The following is a 25,814-nucleotide window of genomic DNA, read 5'->3' as shown; positions in this document are numbered from 1 at the left end:
ACATTGAGGGCTTTTTTTATTACATGTTTCTTCTATATTGTCCACCTACCTCGTAAAGCGCTTTACTAATCTGACCTAAAGAGCAAATTTTGCAAACTTCCATCAGCTGTCCAAAAATGTTATCGCCTGCAATGGCTGATTTTTGTAATTGCTTCAGTAACTCTGCTGAACGGTCTGCATTACGGTCCTGAAATTTCTGCAATGCTGAAATCTGGTACTGCTTTTCCTCTTCAGTAGCGCGGATCACTTCGCCGGGAACAATAGTAGGGGAACCATTTTTATTTAAAAAGGTATTTACGCCAACAATAGGGTATTCGCCGGTATGTTTCAGGGTTTCGTAATACAAACTTTCTTCCTGAATTTTTCCACGTTGATACATGGTTTCCATTGCACCTAAAACACCGCCACGATCGTTTATGCGCTTAAATTCGGCAAGAACAGCATCTTCTACCAGGTCAGTCAGTTCTTCGATGATAAAAGCACCTTGTAGCGGATTTTCATTCTTGGCCAGGCCTAGCTCCCTGTTAATGATCAGTTGGATGGCCATGGCTCTTCTCACCGATTCTTCGGTAGGCGTGGTAATGGCTTCATCGTAGGCATTGGTATGAAGCGAATTGCAATTGTCGTAGATGGCGTATAGTGCCTGTAAAGTGGTTCGGATATCGTTAAAATCGATTTCCTGGGCATGTAATGAACGACCAGAAGTTTGAATATGGTATTTAAGCTTCTGTGAACGGTCGTTCCCTTTGTATTTATTTTTGATGGCTTTAGCCCAGATTCTTCTGGCCACGCGACCGATAACGGCATACTCCGGATCGATACCATTGGAGAAAAAGAACGAAAGGTTAGGTGCAAAATCATCAATATGCATGCCCCTGCTCAAATAATATTCTACAAAGGTAAATCCGTTGCTTAGGGTAAAGGCCAGTTGTGAAATGGGATTGGCACCAGCTTCGGCAATGTGATAACCCGAAATGGAAACCGAATAGAAATTCCTCACTTTTTCATCAATGAAGTATTTCTGGATATCGCCCATCATCCTTAAGGCAAATTCTGTTGAAAATATGCAGGTATTCTGTGCCTGGTCTTCCTTTAAAATATCAGCCTGAACGGTTCCTCTTACCGCACTGATGGCTTTTGCCCTTATACTCGCATAAACGTCGCCAGGTAAAACCTGATCGCCTGTAACGCCTAAAAGCATTAAACCTAAGCCGTTATTTCCTTCTGGAAGTGTACCATTATAAGATGGCCTTTCTATATTTTTGGCTTTATAGATGGAAGCAATTTTAGCCTCAACTTCTTCTGTTAAACCATTTTCAATAATGTATTTTTCGCATTGCTGATCAATTGCGGCATTCATGAAAAAACCCAATAACATTGGTGCCGGACCGTTAATGGTCATGGATACTGAAGTAGATGGTGCACAAAGATCAAAACCCGAATACAATTTTTTGGCATCATCCAAAGTGGCAATACTTACACCCGAGTTTCCTATTTTCCCGTAAATATCGGGGCGAATATGAGGATCTTCTCCATAAAGGGTAACGGAATCAAATGCGGTGGATAAGCGATGTGCCGGTTGACCTAACGACACATAGTGAAAACGTTTATTCGTTCTTTCCGGGCCACCTTCTCCGGCAAACATCCTGGTAGGGTCTTCACCGTCTCTTTTTAAAGGAAAAACACCTGCCGCATAGGGGAATTTGCCGGGAAGGTTTTCTGTTAGCAACCATCTTAGGATATCGCCCCAATCTTCGTATCTCGGCAAAGATACCTTCGGGATATTCAGCTTGGAAAGTGATTCATAAAATAAAGGCTGTTTAATTTCTTTATCGCGTACTTTATAAATAAAAAATTCTTCTTTATAAGCCCTTTTGGTTTCAGGCCATTGGCGGAGTAAACGTTTGCATTCGCCATCTAATTGCTCTTCAAAGAATAGATAGGTTGCATTCAGGCTTTTTGACACTCCGTCCTGCGGATACCCCTCTGGAAGAGGAGAACTATTTTCGCCTAATAAATCAATTACACCTTTAAGCTGGTACATTTTGCGGGCAATGGTAGACTGTTTCTCTACCCATTCGTTATAAGTCTGGCTTGCTTCGGCAATTTCTGCCAGGTAGCGGATGCGATCGGGAGGGATAATGTAAATTTTTTCTGATTGATCGGATGTTAACTCCATTTTGGCTTTAAAATCAGTTCCGGTTTTTAACTTGATCTGCTCCATTAAAGCCACAAACAGGTTATTCATACCTGGGTCGTTAAACTGCGAAGCCATGGTTCCATAAACCGGAATTTCATCATCTTTGGCGTCGAAAATATTGTGGTTGCGTTTATATTGTTTACGCACATCACGCAAAGCATCTAATGCTCCTCTTTTATCAAATTTATTAATGGCTACCAAATCAGCAAAATCTAGCATGTCGATTTTTTCAAGCTGTGTAGCTGCGCCAAATTCAGGTGTCATTACATATAATGAAACATCGCAGTGCTCGGTAATTTCAGTATCAGACTGGCCAATGCCGGAAGTTTCTACAATAATTAAATCATAACCGGCGGCCTTACCGATATCGATACTTTCCTGTACGTTTTTAGATAAGGCGAGATTGGCCTGCCTGGTGGCTAGTGAGCGCATGTAAACCCTTGGATTGTTGATGGCGTTCATGCGGATCCGGTCGCCAAGCAACGCACCTCCTGTTTTTCTTTTTGACGGATCTACGGATATGATCGCTAAAGTTTTATCTTTCACTTCTACCAAAAAACGCCGGACAAGCTCATCTACTAAAGATGATTTTCCGGCACCGCCAGTTCCGGTAATGCCCAGGATAGGCGCCGTATTATTTTTGGAGAGTTTTTTTAATTCATCAACAAATTTCTGGGCACCTTCCGGATCATTTTCTGCAACGGTAATGGCTCCGGCAATGGCTTTGATATCTTTTGCTGGAATGGTTTCGAGCTCGTTAGTGATATTGGCTTTGGTAACGAAATCGGTTTGTATGAGCATATCGTTGATCATGCCCTGCAGACCCATTTTACGGCCATCATCCGGAGAGTAGATTTTAGCAATTCCATAAGCCTGTAGTTCTTCAATTTCTGAAGGTAAGATGACACCACCACCACCTGCAAATATTTTAATGTGCCCCGAACCTCTTTCCTGCAGGAGATCGTACATGTATTTAAAGTATTCAATGTGTCCTCCCTGATAAGATGTCATGGCAATGCCCTGAACATCTTCCTGAATGGCACAGTTTACCACTTCATCAACCGATCGGTTGTGGCCCAGGTGAATCACTTCGGCACCTGATGATTGCAGGATACGGCGCATAATGTTGATGGTGGCGTCGTGTCCGTCGAAAAGGGATGCAGCGGTTACAAAACGGATTTTATTTTTAGGCTTATAGATTTCTACTTGTTGCATACTTTAGGATTTTAACGATCGGTATGCTCTGGTTACCGATCCCTGTTTCCAAATATATTTGGTATGCAAATGTACTAAATTAAGCAGCTTAAAGCATGAATACCCTATACCGTTATGGCTTTTAGTTCAGTAAATTTTGCCCGAACTGCAGTAAATAACCGTTGTTGTCGTAAATGGCGAACTCCCTCATGCCGTAGTCAAAATCTTCGAGCGGATAACAGATTTTGCAATGATCTTTTAAACTTTCCCAGAGCGATTCTACTTCGTTTGTTTTGATGTAAAGTGAACCACTCATGATCGGTTTAGAAATATTGCGATGCTCGTTAGGGCTACAGAACATGATTTCTATTTCATTTTTTCGGAGGATTAACCAGCTTAAATCGTCGAATTTTTTATCGCAGGCGAAATTTAAAATTTCGGTATAGAATTTTAATGTTGCCTGCATATCATGCGATTCGAGCATGGGCGTGAGTTTGATAGCGGTATATGTTGATATGATGTTAAGATAAAAAATATAGTTTATTTTTTACCATATAAGATTTTTACGAGGTCGTCATTTCGAGCGGACTGCAACGTAGTCGGGAATCGCATAGTGCTCAGCGAAGCTAAATCTGTACCGAGATAGATTTCTCCACTCCGCGATGATTCGGTCGGGGTGACGGCGTTTATCACAATGATAAAGCTGCGAAAAGTAGTCATTGCGAGAAGGCTTTTTTCAGCCGACGAAGCAATCTTTCTTGCAAGATTCGTTGGCAGAAAAGATTGTTTCTTCGTATCTCTTCGCAATGACGAGCTTTTTATTGGAGTCGAGATGACGGCCGTTTTAAAACAAAAGAAAGCTATGCTGTTGAGCATAGCTTTCTTAAATTATTTGTTTGTAATTTCTGTGATCGGTTCTCCAACATTACCATTAGGCATCTGAATATGGAGCAGCGCAGCCAGCGTTGGTGCAATATCGGTCATGTAATGTGTTTTATTAGAAGCACCTGATTTGATTCCCCAGCCCATAAAAACCAATGGAATGTGCGAATCGTATGGATTCCAGTTTCCGTGTGTTGTACCTGTACTGCTACCGTTAAACCAGTTTGGTTGTAAAACATAGTAAATATCACCACTTCTGCGGGCATTGTACCCGTTGGTAATCATTTTCTTCTGGATTTCCTGCAAGGTTGCCTGAGATATTTTAGCAATATCTACGGCATTCTGGAAACCATCTAAAGTTTTTAAGAATTCTACTGATGCTGATTTAATTACGTCGAAACTCACATTACCTTTGTCTGTCTTATCGTGATCAAAAATGATCTGGTTATTCATCGATTTTAACACGATATTGTTTACCTTAAACTTATCGTTTAAATACGTATTTAATTTATTTGCAATATCTCTATCGCTTACTACGCCAGATGGGAGTTTATTCTCCTGCATAAAGCCTGGTACGTGCGCTGCGCCATGGTCTGCCGTTAAAAATACGGTATAATTACCTTTTCCAACTTTCTTATCCAGGTAGTTAAAAAACTCTTCGAAATCTTTGTCCAAGCGTAAATAGGTATCTTCTGCTTCGATAGAATTAGGTCCGTAAGCATGGCCAATATAATCGGTGGAAGAACAGCTTACCGCTAAAAAGTCGGTGATGTTGTCCTGGCCCAGGTCTTCGGAAAGAATAGCGAGTTTCGCTAAATCTAAAGTGATGGTATTGCCATAAGGTGTACTTCTGATGGCATCGAAATTTTTATCAATATTTTGCGTTAACTGGTGTGGAAATGTGCTTGATTTACCTTCATAAGCATGCTCATCTTTGGTGCTGTTTACATAGGTATTAATCGGGTATAAGGTTTCCCAGTTTTTTGCATAAAACTTATTGGCAAGTTTCAGTTTGTTATAATCGGCAATCCAGGTTGGCACCTCTTTCATATAATAAGTGCTGGTAATCCAGTTTCCGGTACTGCCCTGGTACCAATATGCCGCATTTGCTGCATGGCCTGCCGGAAGGATAGAACCTCTGTCTTTTAATGAAATACCGATTACTTTCCCTTTAAAGTTTGTGGCCAGCCTCAACTCATCGGTAATGGTTGTGGTTAGCATGTTTTTTGGCGACATATTGCCTTCCGAAGAAGGGGTACTGCCAACAGTAGAAGCCGAAGAATCTTCTGTGCAATAAACATTTTTTTTGGTTTCCGGATCAAACCAATCATTACCAATAATACCATGAACAGCCGGAACCGAACCTGTGTAGATACAGGTATGGCCACATGCGGTATAAGTTGGGGTATAGGGAATAAAGGTATTTTCCACAGAAAACCCCTCGTTAATTAATCTTTTAAATCCACCATTGCTATAGCGGTTATAGTAGCGGTATAAATAATCCCAGCGCATTTGGTCGACCACCAGGCCAACCACTAATTTCGGACGTGCAACTTCAGCCGGAAATGCTTTGGCAGAGGCTGTAGTTGGTTTTTTGGTTTGAGCGGAGGAAAGTGAGATCGAAAAAATAGAAATAGTAAAGATTAAACGGGATATTTTATTCATTATGCTTTAGTTAAAGGGCTAAAGTAATGAATTTAGATAAAGCTACTTTGAAGTTTATGTAAAGATTTTATATCGCTTCGGCCACTACAAAGGTACTGCCACCAATAAAAACCAAATCTTTAGCATCAGCCGATTGAATAGCAGTTGCTTTTGCTTCGGCAACTGATGTATAACTGTTTCCGTTTAAGTTAAATGCGGCTGCCTGTTCTTTTAAGGCATTTGCGGCTAAACCGCGTTCTAAATCTGGTTTGCAGAAATAATAGGTAGCATTTTTAGGCATTAGCGACAACACTTTCGAAATGTCCTTGTCATTAACCATCCCGAAAACAATATGTAAGTGCTGATGTGGGGTTAGTGAAATGTTTTTAATGACTTCGTTAATTCCGGCTTCGTTATGCCCGGTATCGCAGATGACTAGAGGATTTTTAGATAATGTTTGCCAACGGCCCTGCAAACCGGTTTGTTTTTTTACCTGGCTTATTCCTTTGTAAACACTTTCCTGATCGGTTTTAATTTCTGTTCTCTCGTTCAGTACAGTTAAGGTTTCCAGAACGGTTAATATATTTTTATGCTGATAAATTCCGGTAAGATCACTTTGAAGATCTTTGTATTTGATTTTTCCTTCCTGCAAAACGGATAAGAAAAGTTTATTGTTTTTGATCTTAAAATCCCGGGCAGTTAATACCTGATCAGCAAAAACGATAGGCGCGCCTTCAGTTTTTGCTTTTTTGATGAAAACAGGTGCCGACTGTTCCTGTGTTTCACCAATAACCACTGGTATATTCTTTTTGATGATGCCTGCCTTTTCACCTGCAATTTCTGCCAATGTATTGCCGAGCATATTCATATGGTCAAGGCTGATATTGGTGATGACTGAAATTTGAGGCATAATAATATTAGTTGAATCCAACCTTCCTCCTAAACCCACTTCAATTACAGCTATATCTACCTGATGTTTTGCAAAATGATCGAAGGCAAGTGCAACAGTTACTTCAAAAAAGGATGGTTCTGTTTTTTCGATGAGTTTTAGCTGTTCTTTGACGAATGATACCACTTCGGTTTTGCTGATCATTTTTCCGTTGATGCGGATGCGCTCGCGGAAATCTTTTAAATGGGGCGAAGTGTACAATCCTGTTTTATACCCCTGAGCCTGAAGCACGGAAGCCAGCATGTGCGATGTGGAACCTTTTCCATTTGTACCGGCTACATGGATGCTTTTGAATTTATTTTGAGGGTTATCCAAAGCTTTGCAAAGGATAATGGTATTGGTTAAATCCTTTTTAAAAGCAGCCGCGCCAACCCGGGTAAACATCGGGAGTTTACTGTATAAAAAATCAAGCGTTTCTTGGTAGTTCATATTTTGCGTCAAATATAAGCGATTGGCATTTGAAGTTCAAATTGCCAGGGAGATTGACTCCATGGGTAGGGGATAAACTATTGGTCGTTAGTGAGAAATCATTAAAATTGATAGTAGAAACCTTAGGAATAAATTATTTTGTGATGATTTATTCCATGTTGCTATATTTGCCGAATATTTAACAATCTCAATCATAGTGATTAATAAAATTACTCTATTTCTTTTAATACTTCTGGCTTGTTGTTTTAATCTTGCTGCCCAAACTTTTTATGTTAGCTCATCAATCAATCCCATATTTTCTCCTGGAGGGAGTTATATTTATAAAGTTGACATTACGTCTGAAGGCGTAAAGTCTACTAAAATTTTGGATTGTGCACCTGGTGATCAGTATTTTTCCATCGCCATGAATAAGAGTAATTTATTTTGGTTAAATAGTTCTCAAATTTACACGGCAGATGTAAAAGAAAATAGCATCGAAAATTGCAGACGACTTTTCCCAAGCATGGCTTATTCAAATTCGTTGACACTAGGTTATGACAATAAGCTATATTATTGTTCTAGTTTTTTGTTTGGTACTGATATCAACACCGGGAAAACGGACATTTTAGGACCTCTTAATTATTTTCCAACGGGTGATATCTGTTTTTATAAAAGGGATCTTTATATGGCTGCTACTCAGGGAATAGTGAAGGTGAATCTTAAAGAACCTAATAAAAGTACGCTTCATATCCCACTCCCTACAAATATGTTGCTTTATGGAATCGTTAGTGTTTCAACCGGTATCAGAAAAAATACGGTTTATGGATTACAATATTTAGGCTCTAAAACGAACATTATTGAGTTTGACATAGACAATCAAAAAATGGTTGGCGTGGTGGGAACACTTCCATACAATGTTCTTGATGCCGCAAGTATGGTCGAAGATGGGAGTATCATCGGAATAGAATTAGAGCGGTTAGATATCAATCAGGATTGCGCTTCAGCAAATCTTGCAAATGTGGATGTAGTAACAGCTCCGCATTTAGAAGATTTTACTTATACGTTAAATGGAATTACCAACTCAACAGGTAAGTTTGCTGGTTTATCTAAAGGTCAATATACACTTTCTATCAGTTCAGCATCCGATTCATATAGCACAACTGTTGATGTACCGGAGGTTAACCTGATCAAACCTGTCTATAATTGGCAGATCAGGAATCAGCTTTGTGAAACATTGGGCGAAATCAATTTCAGTACGCCAGAACAAAACAGCACCTATCAGATCAAGTACGATGGAAAGTTATATCCGATCAAGAGCACCTTCACTAATTTATCAGGTGTAAGATCCTATCACTTTGAAATCGTAAATAAATATGGTTGTAAAGTTGATGAACAGGATATTGTTGTTGGGCGGGATAAATGTCAAATCAAATTTGATAAGGTTGATGTGGTGCAACAATGCGATGCTTTTCATAAGGGTGTCATTAGCATTTTAACAAAACCACATAACGCAGCCTATACCTATACATTAAACAATACGATTAATAATTCGACCGGGGTATTTAAGAATTTAGTTGCCGGCGCTTATCCGGTGAAAATTACTTCGGATGAAGATGTATTTGAAACCACTGTAATCGTACCTGATTATAAACAGTTGCAACCAAATTTTTCTTTTACAAAGGTTAATCCAGCCTGCGCCAATAAGGGTTCCATTCAATTTAACGCGTTCGCTGGCAGTGATAATTATAAAATTAAACTGAATGGTAACGTTTTACCATACGATAATAAATTTATCAACTTGGAGATTGGTAAGTATCATTTCGTGGTTATCACTAAGGAAGGGTGTTTAGTTGATGAGTTTGATATTGAACTGATTTACGAACCCTGTTCCATTGTAATAAACAGTGTAGAAATCCTGCCCGAATGTAATGTTTTAGGCAAAGGATATATTAATATTATTTGTCCTCCAATTCCTGAAATTTACACTTTCACCCTTAATAATTTGGTGTCAAATAATACGGGGGTTTTTAATATGCTTGATCCGGGCAGCTATACAATAGAGGTTAAAGCTTCTGGTGGTGCAGCTCCTGCCGTAAAAACCGTTATAGTACCCGACTATTCTTTAACAAAGCCTGTTATAAAAGTTAACGCCAAAAACCCTGCCTGCGCCTTCAAAGGTGAAATTTCATTTACTATAGGTAATAATTCGGCTGATTATAATGTGAAATATAATGGAGTGGTTTATCCTGGCAATCACGTTTTTTCTGATTTAGTTGAGGGTAACTACCATTTCACCTTTTTTAAACTTAATGGCTGTATAGCTGATGAGTTGGATAAGAAACTGATTTATGAGCCCTGCCCGATTGTGATCAACAGTATTGAAATCCTACCCGAATGTAATGTCTTGGGTAAAGGCTTGATCAGGATTGATTGTCCGCCGATTCCAGAGACCTATACATTTACCCTTAATGCTGTTTCCAATAGCACAGGTGTTTTTAACCTGCTTAATCCAGGTAGTTATATTATTGAGGTTAAAGCATCGGGTGGTGCTCCTGCGGCATATCGAACCGTAACAGTTCCGGATTATTCTTTAACCAAGCCTCATACTATTGTTAATGCCAAAAATCCTGTTTGTGATTTAACCGGTGAGATCTCGTTTTTGATTGGTAACCATTCGGCTGATTATAACATCAGGTATAATGGTGTCGTTTATCCTGGTAATTACATTTTTTCTGGGCTATATGAAGGGAATTATATCTTTTCGATCTTAAAACTTAATGGTTGTATAGTAGATGAGCTAAATGTTACCCTGGAAACAGAAGCTTGTAATGATATTTCATTTCCAACGGCATTTAGTCCTAACTCCGACAATGTAAATGATAGCTTTAAAGCAAGAGAAGGGAGTAGGGCCTTTAATTTCCAGCTGCAGGTTTTCGACAGGCGGGGAGCAATCATATTTTCTTCGAATAAACTCTATGATGCATGGAATGGTGATTATAAAGGAGTACCCCTTCCTGTTGGGGTTTATTTCTGGATGGCATCATTCACGACACAAGAAAACAAGAAAATAATTAAAAAAGGCTCGGTTACACTCATTCGGTAACCTTTAAATCTATTGTCTGTGAGATGCAGACCATAGGTGTTTTGTAGGGGGGAAGTCAGATGTTACCTGACTGCTGATAATGTTGATAACCAATTCATTAATCGTTTAAAAATCTTAACATTTATGAATAAATCTGCTCCTGCCAGATAGTAATATCTGACCGTATCATCATGGTGCATTTTAGCTATCAGATCAGGCTTATGGGAATAAAAAATGGTCTGTGAGACACAGACCATGGTGATTTAATATCTTTTTACTTCACTTTAAAATTAAACATCACAATTCCGGTTTGTACATCGGGAGCGGATTCCAATTTATTTAGGCTTGCACCTAATACGGCCTGCTCACATTTTCTCCACAGGGCTAAATCAGATAGGGTTGTACCTTTGGCTCCTGCACGGGCCTGTACAACTTTTCCATTTTTATCTACGCGGATCTGAACGGCAATTTTTCCTGCGCTCTGTCCATCATCCTGTATCCTGGGGATATCGATAAATTTTCTGCTGGCTAATGATAACTGTACGTTGCCGTTTCCGGAACCACCTTCGCCATAATTAGAGGCTAAAGGATCGCCATCTTTATCACCCTGGTTGCCTGGCGTTTTTCCGGTACCGTCCCCTTGTCCCTGACCCGTATTTTTTTTGCCTTTATAGAGTGCATTTTGGTTAATTACCGGCTTTGCCGGTTTATCTTCTGTAACCGGAGTAGGTGCAGCCGTAGTTGGTTTTGTGGGTTTGGTATTTACCGCAATGGCCTCTTCGGTATTTTGTGTCTGTACTTCCTTATCGCTACTTTCGGTAGAGGTGGTTGGGGTAACCTTTTCTTCAGGGGTTACTTTTTCCGGCGGTTTACCATTGGCATTCGGATCTGCAGATGGTTCTTCAATACTGGTATAATCATCGCCCATACCTTCTGCAGAAGTTCCGTAATTAACCACCATACCGCCCATACCCACTTCTTCCGGTGGCTGGAAAGAACCAATCACGATAAAAAAGCTGATCAATAATAAAAAGCCCATAATGCCGCTCGCTATAGCAATGGCCTTTGGGTAATTATTTTCCTCGTTAGGTATTTGTGCTTTGTAGTTCATTATTTTTTAGGTTCAACGGCTACAACAAGTTTCAATTTCAGTTTATTGGCAATATCGTTAACCACAAATCCATCCTGATAAGTTACATTGCGCGATACATACAAAAGTATGGTCATATCTGGTGCCAGCTTTTGGTAAGATGCCAATGTTGGCTCAAGCTCCTCAATGCTAACCGGTTTCTTTTCAACGAAATATTTTAAATTTTCGTCTATGGTAACGGTAACTGCTTTTTTGGCGGTAGATTGCTGTCCGCTTGATGATTGCGGCAACAATAATTTTACTACTGTAGGATTAACTACTGCAGAGGCCAATAAGAAAAACAGCATCAGGAAGAACATAATATCATTCAACGCTGAAGTATGTACTTCTACCGATCCTTTTGTTCTTTTGCGTAAATTCATTATTTGCCCGGTTCTTCTAGTAAATCAATAAAATCAATTGCATCGGTTTCCATTTTAAGAATGATTTTTTCGACCATAATATTTAAAATGTGATACAGTACATAAGCGATGATACCGATAATTAACCCGGTGGCAGAAGTGATCATTTTGGTGTATAAACCACCAGAAATTGTTCCGATTTCGATTGCTCCTTTAATTGATACCTGGTGGAAAATGGTAATTACCCCCACAATAGTACCTACGAAACCAAGCATTGGCGCAATACCTGCCACAATACCCAATATGCTGATGTTCTTCTCTAATTTAGAAACCTCTAGCTTACCCACGTTTTCAATCGCACCTTCAATATCTTTAATCGGGCGGCCAATACGTTTTAAACCTTTTTGCAACATGCGCGAAAGGGGAGAATTATTATTTCTTAAAAGCGACATGGCGCCATCTAAATTTCCAGATTGAATATAAGATCTGGTTTGTACCATAAGGTTAGCCTCATCTTTTGTTGCTTTTTTAATGGTTAAATAGCGTTCAACAAAAATTATTAAAGCTAAAAAAGCCAGAAAAGCTAATGGAATCATTACCCAGCCGCCTTTAAAAAGCAGATCGATAAAATGTAATTCTGGTTGTGGTTGTGTTACAGCCTGGTTAATTGCATTTGCTGTGTCTTGTAATGCTTGTGTGGTGTCCTGAATTAATAAAGTTATCATTATGGTTGTGTGTTGTGTTTTTGTTGTACGAAATACCCTTTACCTTTAAGTTTTTTCTCTAAAATATCTTTTTGTTCTTTAGCTTCTTTTTCAGTACTGAAACTTGCTATGCTCACTTTTTTCAAACGGCCTGGAACTGATGCTATTTCAGCCTTTAAGCCAATTTTTTCCATCTGCTTGATAAAAACAAGCGCCTTTTTTTCTGATTGAAAAGATGCTGCAATAACATAGAACGTAGAAGGACCAGTGTTTGGTACAACTTTATTTTCTTTAGTGGCTTCGACAGCTGGCTTAAACGCCGGTTTTACCGCATCTTTTTTAACAGTATCGGCTTTTTTTTGAACCTGATTGGCCTTTAAAATGCTATCTGTTTTGGCTATTGAATCTTGTTTGGCCTTCAGGGTATCTACAGCAACCTTCGGTGAATCAACAACTAGCTGAGCGGGTTTAACAACGTTGGTTGTTTCTCCCGTAAATAGTTCGGGTTTAATTAAAAAGGTTATTGCTGCAATAACAAGCAAAGCTACAAGTGCAATAGTAATCATTAACCAGGTAGACATTCCTTGCGTAGGTTCATCGCTGTGTTGAATAGGGTCGTGGCCAAAGCGGTTTGGATGCCCGGCATGTTGCTCCTTTATAAAAGCAGGGGCCTCAATTACAGGTTCTTCTTTTTTAGCCTCGTCTTCTAAACTGATGTAAGTTTTTGGTTCATCGGTTTCAGACCTTAATGAAAAACGGCTGGAATATTCTTGTTGTGGTAAAACTGGTTCAGGAATTATTATTTCTGCAGGTTCTTCAGCAATTTTTTCCGTTTCGGCTGCTGGTGTGTAGCCAGAATGGTCAGGGTTTTCTTGATGCTGCTCCACTATAGATCGTGGAACCTCAACCTGATTAACATCATCAACGGGACTGGCCGGAGCTTTATCCTTATCCTCTACCTGTTCAGTTTTATTAGTATGGCTATCTTCAACAGCCTGGTGCTCGGCAGCAATATTTTCTACCTCCGATTCTGGCGCATGGCCGAAACGGTTTGGATGTTCCTCGTGCTGCGTTATAACCGATTCTGGTATTTCTACTTCCTGTGCTGGATTTACTTCTTCCTGTTTTTTTGTAGGTTCAGATTCAATGGTATGTTGCTCCGAAATAACATTTTCTACTTCCGACTCCGGTGTATGGCCGAAATGGTTTGGATGTTCCTCGTGCTGTTCTTTGATAAACTCAGGTGCTTCAGTAATTTCTGCTGCATCGGTTTCGGTATGTTTTAAGGTGTTTTTAAAATCATCTCTAACTTCATCCAGTTCTACATTTTCGATTACCGGCGCCTGGTATGATTTATTCTCAAAAGGAGATGATGCGCTTGGTGCCTCAGCAATTTCATCATAAACTTCTTCCTCATCCTGAGGTAAGGCAGTTTTTGTTTCCTCTATCACAGTTTCTGCCAATGGCGGAAGTCCGTAAAATTCGGAACCATAGTTCATGTTTTTTACCGGTTCGAAATCTAGTCCCTGTTCAGTAAAAAATAAACGGCCGGTGTTTTGAAGTTCTGCCTCATGGTCTAATTCCAGTTTTTGATTTACTTCTTCAACAAACTGCGTGATGTGATGACGGGCATCTTCATTTGTGATGTTATTTTTCGTAGAAATAAAGTTAACTAAAGCTTCTTCCTCAGTTACTTCGGTAGAAAACTGCAGCGTGTATCCGGGAGGCAAAAACGTTTGTTTCTCCTTATCGTATCTTCCAGGGTATTTTTTCTTATAAAAAGTGCCCAAGCCGGTAACACCAACTTCTTTACGTTGCTGCAAGAGTGCCAACAGGTATGATAAGATATCCATTCGGGTAAAATTAAGCGTTTAAAATTAAAAATTATATTCTACCTTCAAATAGTGTCTACGGGTGCTATTATACATCCTATTCCAAAAGTGGACAAAAACGGCTACAGTTTTTATTATTTTAATCATGAAAAATCACAGTTCGTTAATTTAAAGCTGTATCCGTGCAAAGATAACGGTTACAAAGATAGAAATGGTATGCTAGTAAGCAAATGGCTAAATCGATATAATCAGGTAATGACTCGATGTTGTATTTTATTAACATAAAAAAAGCAAGATAACCGAGGTCATCCTGCTCAAATGTTTGTAGCGGTAAAAATTATCTGATTATAAATTATGGAACATATACTGTAGTTTTACCACCATACAAATTACTTGATATGCCTGATAAATAGGTATGTACATCGCTATTTGGTAAGTTGTAGTACAGGTAAATGCCATAGCCATTATTGACGGTTTGCGTAGCTAATGATGCAGCTGTTGAGGAACTGGTAGCCTGAATGTCAATTGCGGCAGGACCAAGGTTTGCTTTGGCCAGGCCTGGTACATTTGGTACAGAATAACTTCCATAAATGGCATTCCAGCTGTAGTTGATTTTTGAACCTACTGTTACCCCGTTATATGATAATCTTGAAGCAGCAGGCCCATAATAATAGAAAGAAATAATTTTGTTAGGCAGAAGTTCCCTCAATGCGGTTACGAGGTATACAAAGGAACTTGCATTTGGCTGCCCTGTACCGTTATTGCCATATTCAGCGTATTCATCATCAAAATCAATCCCATCAAGGCCATATGTATTAACTGCATTGGCCAACTGTTGTGCAAATGCCTGCGCAGCTGCCTGTGATGGGAAATTGCAAAAACCGGCGCCCTGGTGATTACCTAGAATGGAAAGTAAAACCTTAATACCTTTATCCTGCAGTGGTTTGATATAAGTAGTTTTATTGTTCAAAATATTTGATACATTATTGTTGAAGAATAATTCTGCTTTTTGTGTTGAGGTATTGTAATTGATATTTGCAGCGAAAATGATCGCAATATCGAATAGCTGTTGTCCCGTAGAGAGCTTGTATTTGCCAACATTACGGATATCAGCATTGTTTACTTCTACATAACATACGCCTTTTGGACCATTTACTCCGATTGCCTCGGTTGATGCTGTAGATTCTTTTTTAACAGGATCAATAAGGGCTTCATCCCGGGCAATGTCTTTTTTCTTACAGCCGCAGATGGAAAGGGTTAAAAACATGGCCAGTGCCACGGCGGCTTTGTTGCCTGTTAACAATTTGGTAGTTGTCATAATCTTTTAAATAAATTGGTTAGAAATTGATTTTGCACTCGCAACCGCTACAAACGATTTTTTATAAACAAAAGTGTTTAACACGGTATTGTAAGCGTAAAAGGATAGTTGTTAACGGAGGGTGTGCCGAAAAATTTAGTTTTCTCATAGGTTTAAAATTTTGGTTAGAAATGGGTTTTATATAAAAAAGGTAGGATCACTTTCGTCATCCTACCCGGGTATTGGTGTGTTAAAAATTGGCTTTGTTCACGTCCCACCACAATCTGGTGCCGCCATTGTCTGGTCCGCCAAGCAAGGTTACCGCTTTACGTACCTCATCTTTGTTTCCGTTACCATATTCTGCTGTCGGATATGGCAATCTGCGGATCTGTAATTGTGTGTTGATTGTACCACCACTATTATTGTTAGCTACTGTAAACAGTTTTGGATAACCTGTTCTGCGGAAATCGGCCCAAGCCTCAGCTCCGTCAGGAAAGATAGCTAACCACTTTTGTGTAATAATTCGTTCTAACTTTACTTCATTAGATGCAGTTCCATCCCATTTAACAGTAATAGTACTCACTGCAGCCGCATTGTTTGCCGGGTTTTTCGGATCTACATAATCAGTTGGTTTACTTGTTGCATCAGCTAAATAATTCCCAATATTCGCATTCCATTGTTGCATTGACGTCGTGATACCAGTTTCGTAATTGGTCTGTGCATCTCCGGCACCTTCCCAGCCACGTAAAGCAGCTTCAGCTTTTAAAAACCAAACCTCAGCAGCTGTCATCAATAGCTGTGGTGCTTTTTGTCCGATAGGTGCCCTTGAATTGTCAGGTACAGAAGAATTTAAACTTGAATAGGTTTTGTAACCAGCTTTGCCCAAACCATTAAATGACGTATTGGCGCCGGATCTGATTCCGACATACTGTCCTGCAAACAAAGGATCGGTAGCTGGTGTACAATATATCGACAAACGTGGATCTGAATAACCAACCATGTAAGATTGTAATGCTGCGCCCATGGCATTGTCACCATCGTAATTTACAGTTACATTCCAAAGATCGTTGTTTCTGTTACCCGACTGTGCAACCGCCGCATTATCACTTGGTATGGTCATCAATCCACCTGGTGCAGCCATTGCCTTTTCTGCCTGCAGCTTTGCTGTTGCCGGATCAACCTTAACAATGCGCATGGCCAAACGTAACCTTAAAGAATTGGCCAGTTTAAGCCATTTTGCAGCATCCCCGCCATAAACAAGGTCGCCGGTATCGTAATAGGCTTTTTTACCGGGATTAGCCGTGATAAACGCCTGTAGGTTATTTGCGGCTGTATCAATCTGTTTAAAAAATTCACTGTAAACAGTTTTCTGGTCATCATAAGCTTGAGAAATCAACGATTTACCAGCTTGTGTATACGGAATCGGACCAAATTTATCGGTTACTCTATCCATCGCAATTACCTGTACTAAAAGTGATATACCCCATGATTCAGGCGCTGTTGCTTTTAATGGAGATATGGCAATTTTAGAAATTGGTGCCATTACATTGGTGTACTGATCGTTAAAACCAGCTTCATTCCAGCCATTGTTAAGCGAATAATTCATGTTGTTTATACCACCACCGAATGGAGTTGGCGGCATCATGTAGCCACTAAAGGCATCGGAACTTAAATTCTGAGCAATCTGGTAATTAGAAAATATATTTTGCTGAATGGGACCGATTGCTGATTTTAATAGCGCTAAACTCTGCTCCGTTGTAGGTAAGTTATCGTTGGTGTTAAAACTTTCAAAGTTCTTTTTACAGCCCTGATTCAGGCCGGCAGCGGCTAAAAGTAAAACTAAAGATAAACCTTTAATTTTATGTTGAGATGAATGATATATCGATTTCATTTTTGTTCGGATTAAAATAAAACATTAAGGTTAAAACCAAAACTTCTGGTAACCGGTTGGTTAAAAACATCTATACCAGATAAACCATTACCGGTAGACATGGTAACCTCTGGATCGTAAGGCGCTTTTTTATAGAAGTAAAACAGGTTTCTGCCTATTAGCGAAAGGCGCATACTTTTAAATGTTCCTTTTAAAGGTAAATTATAACCAATTGAAGCTTCGCGCAAACGCACAACTGTAGCACTATACACGTATTCGCCGGTTACACCGTTTCTATCACCTAAGAAAGAATAATAGCTTTGTGGGTTAATGGTAGCCGAAACTGCTTTTCCGCTGGCATCAACACCATCAATTTTAACACCGCCCTGTGCTCTTGCATCACCAGATGCTTTAGAAGCACCAGCCTGATCCATTAATGCTTCAGTAAGTGAAAGTACCTTGCCTCCAAACTTACCATCTACCAGAAAGCTTAAGCTTAAATCTTTATAATTGAAACTGTTGTTCCAGCCCAGCTGAAATTTAGGATTTGCATTTGCAATTAAACTGTAATCTGCACTTTTAACCGGAAAATAAGGATTTGCAGCTGTTCCGTCACCGTTTAAAATGATGCGGCCATTTGCGTCTCTCTGTAAGGTATAACCGTAAATATCACCATATGATCCGCCTGTGGCAATACGTGAAATATAAGCATTATTACCACCACCTGTTAAATCAATCGAATTTAAACCTTGCGAAGCAGCAACATCAATGATTTTGTTTCTGTTCATCGATCCGTTGATGGCTATGTTCCAGTTAAGGCCGTCGCCTTTTAATACATCAGCGCCTAAAGTAAACTGTAAACCCTGATTTTGAACATTACCTGCATTTAAGTAGCCTGTTCCAACAAGTCCTGATGGTGCTGGTTTAACCGGAATATACTGGTTTTTAGTGTTGGTTTTGTAATACGTAAAGCTAAAGTTTAAGCGGTTGGCCAGGAAACGCATATCTGTACCAATTTCGAATGATTTTGTTCTTTCTGGTTTTAACTCAGCAAATGCCCTGTTGGTGTTGATGGTAAGTGCACCACCGTTACCCAAAGTATTCTGGATAAAAGTTAAATAAGCCGGCACTGTATTACCCACTTCAGCATAAGTACCTCTAATTTTGGCATAAGTAATCGCCTCTGGCAATTTAACCATTTGCGATACAATAAATGATAAACCTACCGATGGATAGAAATAGGAAATGTTCGGTGTAAATGCCAGGTTCGAAGACCAGTCGTTTCTGCCTGTTAAAGTTAAAAATGCCCAATCTTTATAGGATAAGTTAGCATTTGCAAATACCGCCTGTAATTGGCTGTGGTAAGCATCGCTCGCTTTAGTGGTATTCAAAACATCTGAGGTATAAGTACCTGCATTGGCCACAATGGTATTGTTTGGGGTAAATAAATCAACCGCGCTTAAATCACCTGCCAAAGATAATCCTGTAGTTTTCTGATCATTAATGCTACTACCAATTAATCCGTTAATCTTAAAATCAGATCCTTTCAATGGCACGGTAACATTTAAGATCGCATCGGCATATTTCTGAATAAAAGTTTGGGTATTCTGAGAAAGATATCCTCTTCCGTTTGAGTTAAAGTTTCCGTTTATACCAGAATAACGTCTGTTTTCAAAATCATCTGTGGTGCGGTCGATATTTCCCCTAATCTGTAGATTTAACCACGGCGTAAATTCATATTTCACATTTCCACTGAATAAATAGCGGTTTCTGATGGCCGTATTTGGATTAAGGTTGGTTAAAAACCATGGATTCTGACTAACATCAGCAGAGCCACCTAGCCAGTTCTGGCGGGCGGTACCCACGTTGCCAGCTAGCAGGTAGTTGTCTTTGTAAGGCGTGATATCAACTCCCCTTGGGAAAAGATAAAGTCCAACCAAAGGGTTATTATACAATCCAATTGACGGACTATTGTTTATGCGTTGATTGATGTAACTTACATTACCATCAACCGTTAATTTGTTGTTTAAAAACTTGGCTGTTTCGCGCAGGTTAATGTTATGTCTGTTTAACTTATTGCCTTCCTGTATGCCGCTTGCATAAGTATTGGCATAAGAAAAGTAGGTTTGGGCGATTTCAGAACCGCCAGAAAAATTGATCGAATTGGTGGCGTTTGTTCCGGTTTGAAAAAACTGATCGAGGTTATCAGTAGTGTTGCTAATTGCTGTTCCCCAACTGTCTCTTGTTGTAGCAGATGCAGGGCCATAACTGTTTTGGAATTCGGGTTTGTAAGCAATTTTATCAAAAGTTAAACTCGATGAAAAACCGATTTGTGTTTTACCGGCTTTACCTTGTTTAGTGGTAATTAAGATTACCCCATTCTGTGCCTGGCTACCGTAAAGAGCAGCAGCAGATGCGCCTTCCAATACGGTTAAGCTTTCAATATCATCAGGATTTAAGTTTGATATACCATCACCACCATCCTGGCCACCACCGAAAACGCTGTTTTGCTGAGCGTTGGCATTACCGTTGTTACTAATGGGAACCCCATCTATTACATATAAAGGCTGATTATTGCCGCTTACTGAACGGCTACCTCTTAAAATTACCTTAGCCGAACCACCAACTCCCGAAGAACTTGGACTAATGGTCATACCGGCAACTTTACCATTTAATGAATTTACCAGGTTTGGACTTTTAACTTTGTTCAACTCCTCGCCCGATACCTGTTGTGTAGTATAGGTTAATGATTTTTCTGATCTTTTTACCCCTAAAGCGGTTACCACTACGGTTTCAAGATTTTTTGAGTCAGAGGTTAAAGTAACATCAATAGTGTTTTGTGTACCCACGGTAACTTCTTTGCGCTGGTAGCCAATGAATGAGAATACCAGTACATCGCCTGTTTTGGCTGCAATACTGTATTGCCCTGAAGTATTACTCTGCGTTCCGCCCTGTGCCCCCTTTATGGTAATGGTTACGCCGGGTAAGGTTGCACCGGTTTCGTCTTTTACCGTTCCTTTAATCACATCCTGATAAACAGCATGGAAAGAAACTGCACGGTTAAAATGATTTTTTGGTGTTGCTGCATACAGACCTGTGGATGCATAAAGCAATAAACACGTGAGCTGTAAAGATTTTTTCATATTCATTATGAATAAAATTGAAATAAGTATTTGGTTAATTGTTTTCGGCTCGCGGATTTCCGTCCGGGCTATTTTAGATAAGAGTATTTTGCTTACACAAATTGCCTACAGCGAATGGAAATATTTTTAAATTATTTTTTCTGCCTCAATAATGCTATAATTTGGCTTGTACCTTATTGTGTTTGCGGTAAGACCAGCCACTTTGGTAAATAGTTAAAGGCGGAAGATTTTTTTATGAAATGTTTTTAATTAACTTACATTTGATTCACCAAACTAACCAAGTTGAAAGCAGCTAAGCCAGACCTAGTCGTTTTATGGAGTAAGATTTGTCTTGAGGATGATATAAAATCTTTTGAGCAACTTTACCGCTTTCTATATAGCAGGTTAATCAAATTTTCTACTTATTATGTAAGTGATAAACAGGTTGCTGAAGATGTTGTAGCCGAGGTATTTGTGAAGTGTTGGGAAAACCGGGCAGCGAGTACCCATGTGCTAAATCCCGAAAGCTACTTTTTTATTGCCATCAAAAATCAATCGCTTAAATACCTTAAAAAAAATTCTTCTCTTACGTTTATCGATTTAGTTGATGAAAATGATCATATTTCGGTATCAAATCATACACCGGAATACATTCTCGAAAATAAAGAACTGCACCAACAGCTCGACCATGCCATTGCCGGTTTGGCCCCACAGGCGGCTACTGTTTTCAGGTTAATCAAAGAAAGCGGGATGAAGTATAAGGAAGTGGCGGAACTGTTGAATATCTCGCCAAGAACTGTGCAAACCCAATTATTCAGGGCAATTGCGAAGCTCCGTACTGTATTACAACCTTTAAATGATAAAGGAAACGATGAAAAAAGACCGGGAAACCTGATCTCCCTGATTATCTTAGCGGGTAATTATCTTTTTTATATTTTGTGTAGGCAATTTTAGCAGTAAAAGGAACATTACCATAAATGACGGAAAAAAAATGACAGATCAAAGATTTACAGAATTGCTTGGAAAACAATTGGCCGGCGAAATTTCGCCGGATGAATCTGTCGAACTGAAATCTATTTTAGCTGGCAGCGCATCGCTTAGAATGGAATATGATCGCCTGCAATCTTACTTTGATACTGAAACAGCTGATAATGAGAATATTGATCAGGTTTTTAGCCGGATCAAAGCTCAGATAACAGTTCCTGTAGAACCGGGCTTAACAGTTGTCAAAAATAAACCTCATAGTATCTGGCTAAAAATTGCGGCGGTTGTAGCCATTGTTATCGCTGGTGTACTGGTATACAATAGAGAAGCGATTTTCTTCAACAAAAAAGATCCGTTGGTTTTAACACAGGTGTTAACTAAAGCCACAGAGGTAAAAACCATTGTACTGGCCGATGGCTCTACCGTAAAAATGAATTCGGGGAGTCGCTTAAAATATCCAGGTCATTTTACTGCTGATACCAGGGATGTATACTTGGCTGGTGAAGCATTTTTTGATGTTAAAAAAGATCATAAACACCCTTTTGTTGTGCACACCGAACAATTGGCTGTAAAAGTATTGGGTACTACATTTGATGTTAAAGCTTACCCTAACGATACTTTTACCGAAACCACCTTAATCAGGGGAAAGGTATCTGTCTCCATAAAAAATAATACTGCACAAACTTTTATCTTAAAGCCAAATGATAAATTTACTTTAACCGATGGTAAAGCAAACATCAGTCAGCTGACGCTTTTTAACGGGGCAGGGGCAGATAAAGTTATTGAAACGGCCTGGCTCAACCATGAACTGATCTTTAAAAATAACCGTTTTGATGAAATAGCCAAACTTTTTGAGCGTTGGTATGGTTTCAACATAGCCTTTAAAGAACCAGACTTAAAAGCATTACAGTTTACCGGTCATTTCGAAAAAGAAAGCCTTACCGAAGCCTTAAACGTGCTAAAACTCATCGAAAACTTCAATTATTCGGTAAAGGGTAAAAATGTATATATCTACCGCTAACACAAACAATTAAGCAATGTATATTTGTAGCCATGAATTTTGCGCAGCGGATCATATTGTTTATTGGATTGATTTTTCCGCTATGTGCCCATGCACAAACTAAAGTTACCTTAAATTTTACCGAAGCCAATTTTGAACAGGTTGTAGAAGCGATACAACAACAAACCGTTTATCACTTTGCCTACAGCGAATCTAAAATTCCTAAACATCAGGTAACTATCAGGGTAAAGGAAGAGGAAACCGTAAAGGTGATCGGGCAGCTCCTGCTAAATAGTGGGTATACTTATTCCGTTTTACCCAATCATCTCATCGTGATCAGGAAAAGTTCTGAAGTAAAAATGGATGGGGATAGTGTTCGTGTTTTAAAAGAAGTAGTCATTACGGCGCTGGGTATCGAAAAAGATAATAATAAGGTGGGTTATGCCATTACCACCATTAAAGGCTCAACCATTACCAAAGCAAGAGAAAGCAACCTGATTATGGCGCTACAGGGTAGGGTAGCGGGATTAAATATTACAGGTGTTAACGGTGGTCCGGGTTCTTCCGCGCGCGTGCTCATCAGAGGGGTATCGAGTATGACTGCCGCCTCTCCATTATTTATTGTAAATGGTGTGCCTATTGATAATAGTATCAGGGGAAGTGCCAACGAGTACGGCGGTGCCGATTATGGCGATGGGATCAGCAATATTAATCCAGATGATATTGAAACCATTACCATATTAAAAGGTTCGGCCGCTTCGGCCTTGTATGGGGCCAGGGCTGCAAATGGGGTGATCATCATTAACCTTAAAGGTGGAGGAGAAAATGTCAGGGCTAAATTTGAATACAACACTAACCTGGCTTTCGATGTTCCTGTTAACTCAACCGATTTTCAATATATATACGGACAAGGCACTCAGAATAAACGCCCTGCCGATTTGTACAACGCCATTTCTACGGGTTTATTAAGTTGGGGGGAAATTATGGATGGCAAGCTGAACCCTCAGTTGGATGGTTCGATGCGGCCATATGCGCCTGTAAAAAATAATATCCGGTCTTTTTACCGTATCGCTCCGGCATTTACCAATACCCTTTCACTTGTTGGTGGAAATACAAAGAATAACTATCGGGTTTCGGTTTCCAATTTAGATTACAATTCTGTTCTTAGAAATGGAGCATTAAATCGTAAAACGTTAAATTTTTATGGAACATTGGCTTTAAGTCCTAAACTATCGCTGAGTTTAACAGGTAACTATATTTACGAATGGAATAAAAACAAAAGTTACCTAAGCGATGGTCCATTAAATCCTAATTATGGAATTTCTGCCCTGGCTACCAGCCTGGATCAATCTATTCTGGCACCTGGTTTTGATGCGGAAACAGGTTTCGAAACCCGCTGGAATGCCGATGAATACAAAACCAATCCATATTTTTTAATGAATAAGCAAGCCGACCACGCCAGCCGGAACCGCTATATATCATCCACTGTACTGAAGTACCAACTGGCCAGCTGGGCAGCTGTTCAGGGAAGAATTGGTTACGATTCGAGTAAGGATGAATTGGTCAGTATTTTGCCCACCGGAATTGCTTTTTCCATTAACCGACAGGGCGGTATAAATGCCTTCGACCAGAACCATACTACTGAACTGAATAGCGATATATTGTTCAGTGCCACCCAAAATCTTGGCGATAAACTGAATCTCGAACTTTCTATGGGTGCGAATTACCGCGAAAGAAAGGGCGATAGCGAAAAGCTAAAAGGCTCTCAATTTATTGTTCCTTACTTATATACGCCCGAAAATCTGATGACCAGTACGAAAACATTAGCTGTCTCGAAGATAGTGACTGAATCTGCTTATTACACAGCAGATCTAAGTTATAGACGGTTCCTTAATTTCTCGGTTACGGGCCGTTATGATATTTATTCAACTTTGCCTGCCAATAACCGTGGGATTTTTGTGCCAGGGATTTCGGGCAGTTTTATTTTTTCAGATCTGCTAAAGTTGAAAGGGCTGAACTTCGGTAAGCTGCGTCTTGATTTTGCCAAAACCAGTGGCGAACCAATTGTACCCTACACGACACAGATTTATTATACAGTAGATACACGGGTAAACGGTACACCCGTTGGCAGTTTTTCTGGCGATTTACCCAATTACAATTTAAAACCTTTCACCTTAAATGAAATAGAAGCTGGCCTTGATCTTAAGTTTTTTAATAGCCGACTGGCGGTTGATTTTACCTATTTCAATCGCGTTACCCATAATGAAATCATCAATGCAAAACAGTCAGTTACTACAGGTTTTACCTCAGCATACGTTAATCTTGGTGAAACCCGTAATGCAGGAATAGAACTGGCTTTAGGTTATACACCTATCCTGAGCACAACCAGCAAATGGCAGATTAATTTTAATCTCACTAAGGTGAAAAATACGCTGCTTTCTATTGATGGCAATAGCAACTATACACTTACAGGTACTTACAGGCCTTTAAATGCCAATACCGCATTGGTGGTTGGCAAGCCGATTACACAGGTTATGGCTTACGATTACCTACGCGATGCCAGTGACAACATTATCATCGGATCGGATGGCATACCTAAACGAGGCAATTTTATCCCTATGGGTAGTATTATGCCCAATTTGTATGGTGGTATAACCAACAGTTTTAATTACAGGCAGTTTAGTTTTTCTTTTTTGATCGATTACCGCTTTGGCAATAAAATTCTTTCAGCAACAGAATATTACAGCTATGTGCTTGGCTTAAATAAGGCAACCCTGGTGGGTAGAGAAACAGGTATTATAGCCAACGGTGTATTAGAAAACGGGCAAAAAAATACCATAAACGTGCCGGCATATGCTTATTACCCTGAACTGGCCACCAATATTTCTGCGTTGGCGGTTCTCAATGGCAGTTTTATTAAATTAAGACAAGCTACTTTAGGTTATTCTTTCAATGCCAAATATTTAAAAAAGACACCTTTTAGCAGTATCGGGATTGATCTGGTGGCCCGAAACCTATTTACACTACTCAAATACAGTAAGAATATAGATCCTGAGTCACAGTTTTCGCCCACGCTGGGTTATGCGGGGATAGAAGGAGCTTCACTGCCGGCAACGCGCACGTTTGGGGTTAATTTTAATTTTAAATTTAAATAA

15 protein-coding genes are annotated in these 25,814 nt (G+C 39.6%); 4 read left to right on the top strand and 11 right to left on the bottom strand.

Translation table 11 applies throughout. The features are described from left to right. Positions 1-19 precede the first annotated feature (19 nt). The 4 genes from ABEG20_RS11965 to ABEG20_RS11950 form a co-directional block, all read right to left on the bottom strand. Entirely contained in the window at positions 20-3,415 is a 3,396-nt protein-coding gene (locus ABEG20_RS11965; protein ID WP_406823576.1) for a methylmalonyl-CoA mutase family protein, read from the bottom strand. 121 nt (positions 3,416-3,536) lie between these two features. Beyond that, entirely contained in the window at positions 3,537-3,878 is a 342-nt protein-coding gene (locus ABEG20_RS11960; RefSeq protein ID WP_406823575.1) for a VOC family protein, read from the bottom strand. A 404-nt stretch (positions 3,879-4,282) separates the two neighbouring features. After that, positions 4,283-5,941, bottom strand: coding sequence for an alkaline phosphatase PafA (pafA, locus tag ABEG20_RS11955; protein WP_406823574.1), 1,659 nt, complete (start codon positions 5,939-5,941; stop codon positions 4,283-4,285). 67 nt (positions 5,942-6,008) lie between these two features. Beyond that, entirely contained in the window at positions 6,009-7,298 is a 1,290-nt protein-coding gene (locus ABEG20_RS11950; protein ID WP_406823573.1) for a bifunctional folylpolyglutamate synthase/dihydrofolate synthase, read from the bottom strand. A gap of 664 nt (positions 7,299-7,962) precedes the next feature. Here ABEG20_RS11950 and ABEG20_RS11945 point away from each other — a divergent pair. Then, a complete protein-coding gene (locus ABEG20_RS11945; protein ID WP_406823572.1) occupies positions 7,963-10,380 on the top strand; it encodes a gliding motility-associated C-terminal domain-containing protein in 2,418 nt (805 codons plus the stop codon). 253 nt (positions 10,381-10,633) lie between these two features. Here ABEG20_RS11945 and ABEG20_RS11940 read toward each other — a convergent pair whose 3' ends face one another. From ABEG20_RS11940 to ABEG20_RS11910, 7 genes are all read right to left on the bottom strand, one after another. Beyond that, on the bottom strand, positions 10,634-11,470 hold the full coding sequence (locus ABEG20_RS11940; RefSeq protein ID WP_406823571.1) for an energy transducer TonB: 837 nt from the start codon (positions 11,468-11,470) through the stop codon (positions 10,634-10,636). Next, the gene (locus ABEG20_RS11935) at positions 11,470-11,871 is read right to left on the bottom strand and encodes a biopolymer transporter ExbD (RefSeq protein ID WP_025144642.1); all 402 of its coding nucleotides are present in this window, start codon (positions 11,869-11,871) and stop codon (positions 11,470-11,472) included. Before ABEG20_RS11935 ends, ABEG20_RS11940 begins: the two co-directional genes overlap by 1 nt. Then, the gene (locus ABEG20_RS11930) at positions 11,871-12,575 is read right to left on the bottom strand and encodes a MotA/TolQ/ExbB proton channel family protein (protein ID WP_406823570.1); all 705 of its coding nucleotides are present in this window, start codon (positions 12,573-12,575) and stop codon (positions 11,871-11,873) included. The genes ABEG20_RS11935 and ABEG20_RS11930 overlap by 1 nt, the downstream gene beginning before the upstream one ends. Beyond that, on the bottom strand, positions 12,575-14,407 hold the full coding sequence (locus tag ABEG20_RS11925; RefSeq protein WP_406823569.1) for an SPOR domain-containing protein: 1,833 nt from the start codon (positions 14,405-14,407) through the stop codon (positions 12,575-12,577). Before ABEG20_RS11925 ends, ABEG20_RS11930 begins: the two co-directional genes overlap by 1 nt. Before the next feature lie 331 nt (positions 14,408-14,738). Further along, entirely contained in the window at positions 14,739-15,704 is a 966-nt protein-coding gene (locus tag ABEG20_RS11920; protein WP_406823568.1) for an endo-beta-N-acetylglucosaminidase H, read from the bottom strand. Between the two features lie 229 nt (positions 15,705-15,933). Then, complete coding sequence (locus ABEG20_RS11915; RefSeq protein WP_406823567.1) at positions 15,934-17,574, bottom strand: SusD/RagB family nutrient-binding outer membrane lipoprotein; 1,641 nt, start codon at positions 17,572-17,574, stop codon at positions 15,934-15,936. An 11-nt stretch (positions 17,575-17,585) separates the two neighbouring features. Continuing rightward, positions 17,586-20,696 carry a SusC/RagA family TonB-linked outer membrane protein gene (locus ABEG20_RS11910; protein WP_406823566.1) on the bottom strand — a complete coding sequence of 1,037 codons (3,111 nt, stop codon included), beginning with the start codon at positions 20,694-20,696 and terminating at the stop codon, positions 17,586-17,588. Positions 20,697-20,978: 282 nt separating this feature from the next. Between ABEG20_RS11910 and ABEG20_RS11905 the strand changes: the two genes are divergently transcribed. From ABEG20_RS11905 to ABEG20_RS11895, 3 genes are read left to right on the top strand one after another with little or no spacing between them, the layout of a single operon-like run. Beyond that, positions 20,979-21,629 (top strand): RNA polymerase sigma-70 factor, encoded by a 651-nt coding sequence (locus tag ABEG20_RS11905; RefSeq protein WP_406823565.1) that lies wholly within the window; start codon positions 20,979-20,981, stop codon positions 21,627-21,629. 37 nt (positions 21,630-21,666) lie between these two features. Then, positions 21,667-22,680: a FecR family protein gene (locus tag ABEG20_RS11900; protein ID WP_406823564.1), complete on the top strand. Its 1,014-nt coding sequence runs from the start codon at positions 21,667-21,669 to the stop codon at positions 22,678-22,680. Between the two features lie 32 nt (positions 22,681-22,712). Beyond that, on the top strand, positions 22,713-25,814 hold the full coding sequence (locus ABEG20_RS11895; RefSeq protein WP_406823563.1) for a SusC/RagA family TonB-linked outer membrane protein: 3,102 nt from the start codon (positions 22,713-22,715) through the stop codon (positions 25,812-25,814).

The organism is Pedobacter sp. KACC 23697 (assembly GCF_045348445.1).
Classification (GTDB): domain Bacteria; phylum Bacteroidota; class Bacteroidia; order Sphingobacteriales; family Sphingobacteriaceae; genus Pedobacter.
The sequence above is the reverse complement of the archived record's forward strand: the minus strand, read 5'-3'. Positions and strand labels throughout refer to the sequence as shown.

What these genes read in the sequence shown, in the direction of transcription:
- ABEG20_RS11910 (WP_406823566.1), bottom strand. Translation starts at nt 20,696, where the DNA reads ATGAAAAAATCTTTACAGCTCACGTGTTTATTGCTTTATGCATCCACA.
- ABEG20_RS11960 (WP_406823575.1), bottom strand. Translation starts at nt 3,878, where the DNA reads ATGCTCGAATCGCATGATATGCAGGCAACATTAAAATTCTATACCGAA.
- ABEG20_RS11945 (WP_406823572.1), top strand. Translation starts at nt 7,963, where the DNA reads ATGGCTGCTACTCAGGGAATAGTGAAGGTGAATCTTAAAGAACCTAAT.
- ABEG20_RS11920 (WP_406823568.1), bottom strand. Translation starts at nt 15,704, where the DNA reads ATGACAACTACCAAATTGTTAACAGGCAACAAAGCCGCCGTGGCACTG.
- ABEG20_RS11915 (WP_406823567.1), bottom strand. Translation starts at nt 17,574, where the DNA reads ATGAAATCGATATATCATTCATCTCAACATAAAATTAAAGGTTTATCT.
- ABEG20_RS11930 (WP_406823570.1), bottom strand. Translation starts at nt 12,575, where the DNA reads ATGATAACTTTATTAATTCAGGACACCACACAAGCATTACAAGACACA.
- ABEG20_RS11950 (WP_406823573.1), bottom strand. Translation starts at nt 7,298, where the DNA reads ATGAACTACCAAGAAACGCTTGATTTTTTATACAGTAAACTCCCGATG.
- ABEG20_RS11965 (WP_406823576.1), bottom strand. Translation starts at nt 3,415, where the DNA reads ATGCAACAAGTAGAAATCTATAAGCCTAAAAATAAAATCCGTTTTGTA.
- ABEG20_RS11900 (WP_406823564.1), top strand. Translation starts at nt 21,667, where the DNA reads ATGACAGATCAAAGATTTACAGAATTGCTTGGAAAACAATTGGCCGGC.
- ABEG20_RS11940 (WP_406823571.1), bottom strand. Translation starts at nt 11,470, where the DNA reads ATGAACTACAAAGCACAAATACCTAACGAGGAAAATAATTACCCAAAG.
- ABEG20_RS11935 (WP_025144642.1), bottom strand. Translation starts at nt 11,871, where the DNA reads ATGAATTTACGCAAAAGAACAAAAGGATCGGTAGAAGTACATACTTCA.
- ABEG20_RS11925 (WP_406823569.1), bottom strand. Translation starts at nt 14,407, where the DNA reads ATGGATATCTTATCATACCTGTTGGCACTCTTGCAGCAACGTAAAGAA.
- ABEG20_RS11895 (WP_406823563.1), top strand. Translation starts at nt 22,713, where the DNA reads ATGAATTTTGCGCAGCGGATCATATTGTTTATTGGATTGATTTTTCCG.
- pafA (WP_406823574.1), bottom strand. Translation starts at nt 5,941, where the DNA reads ATGAATAAAATATCCCGTTTAATCTTTACTATTTCTATTTTTTCGATC.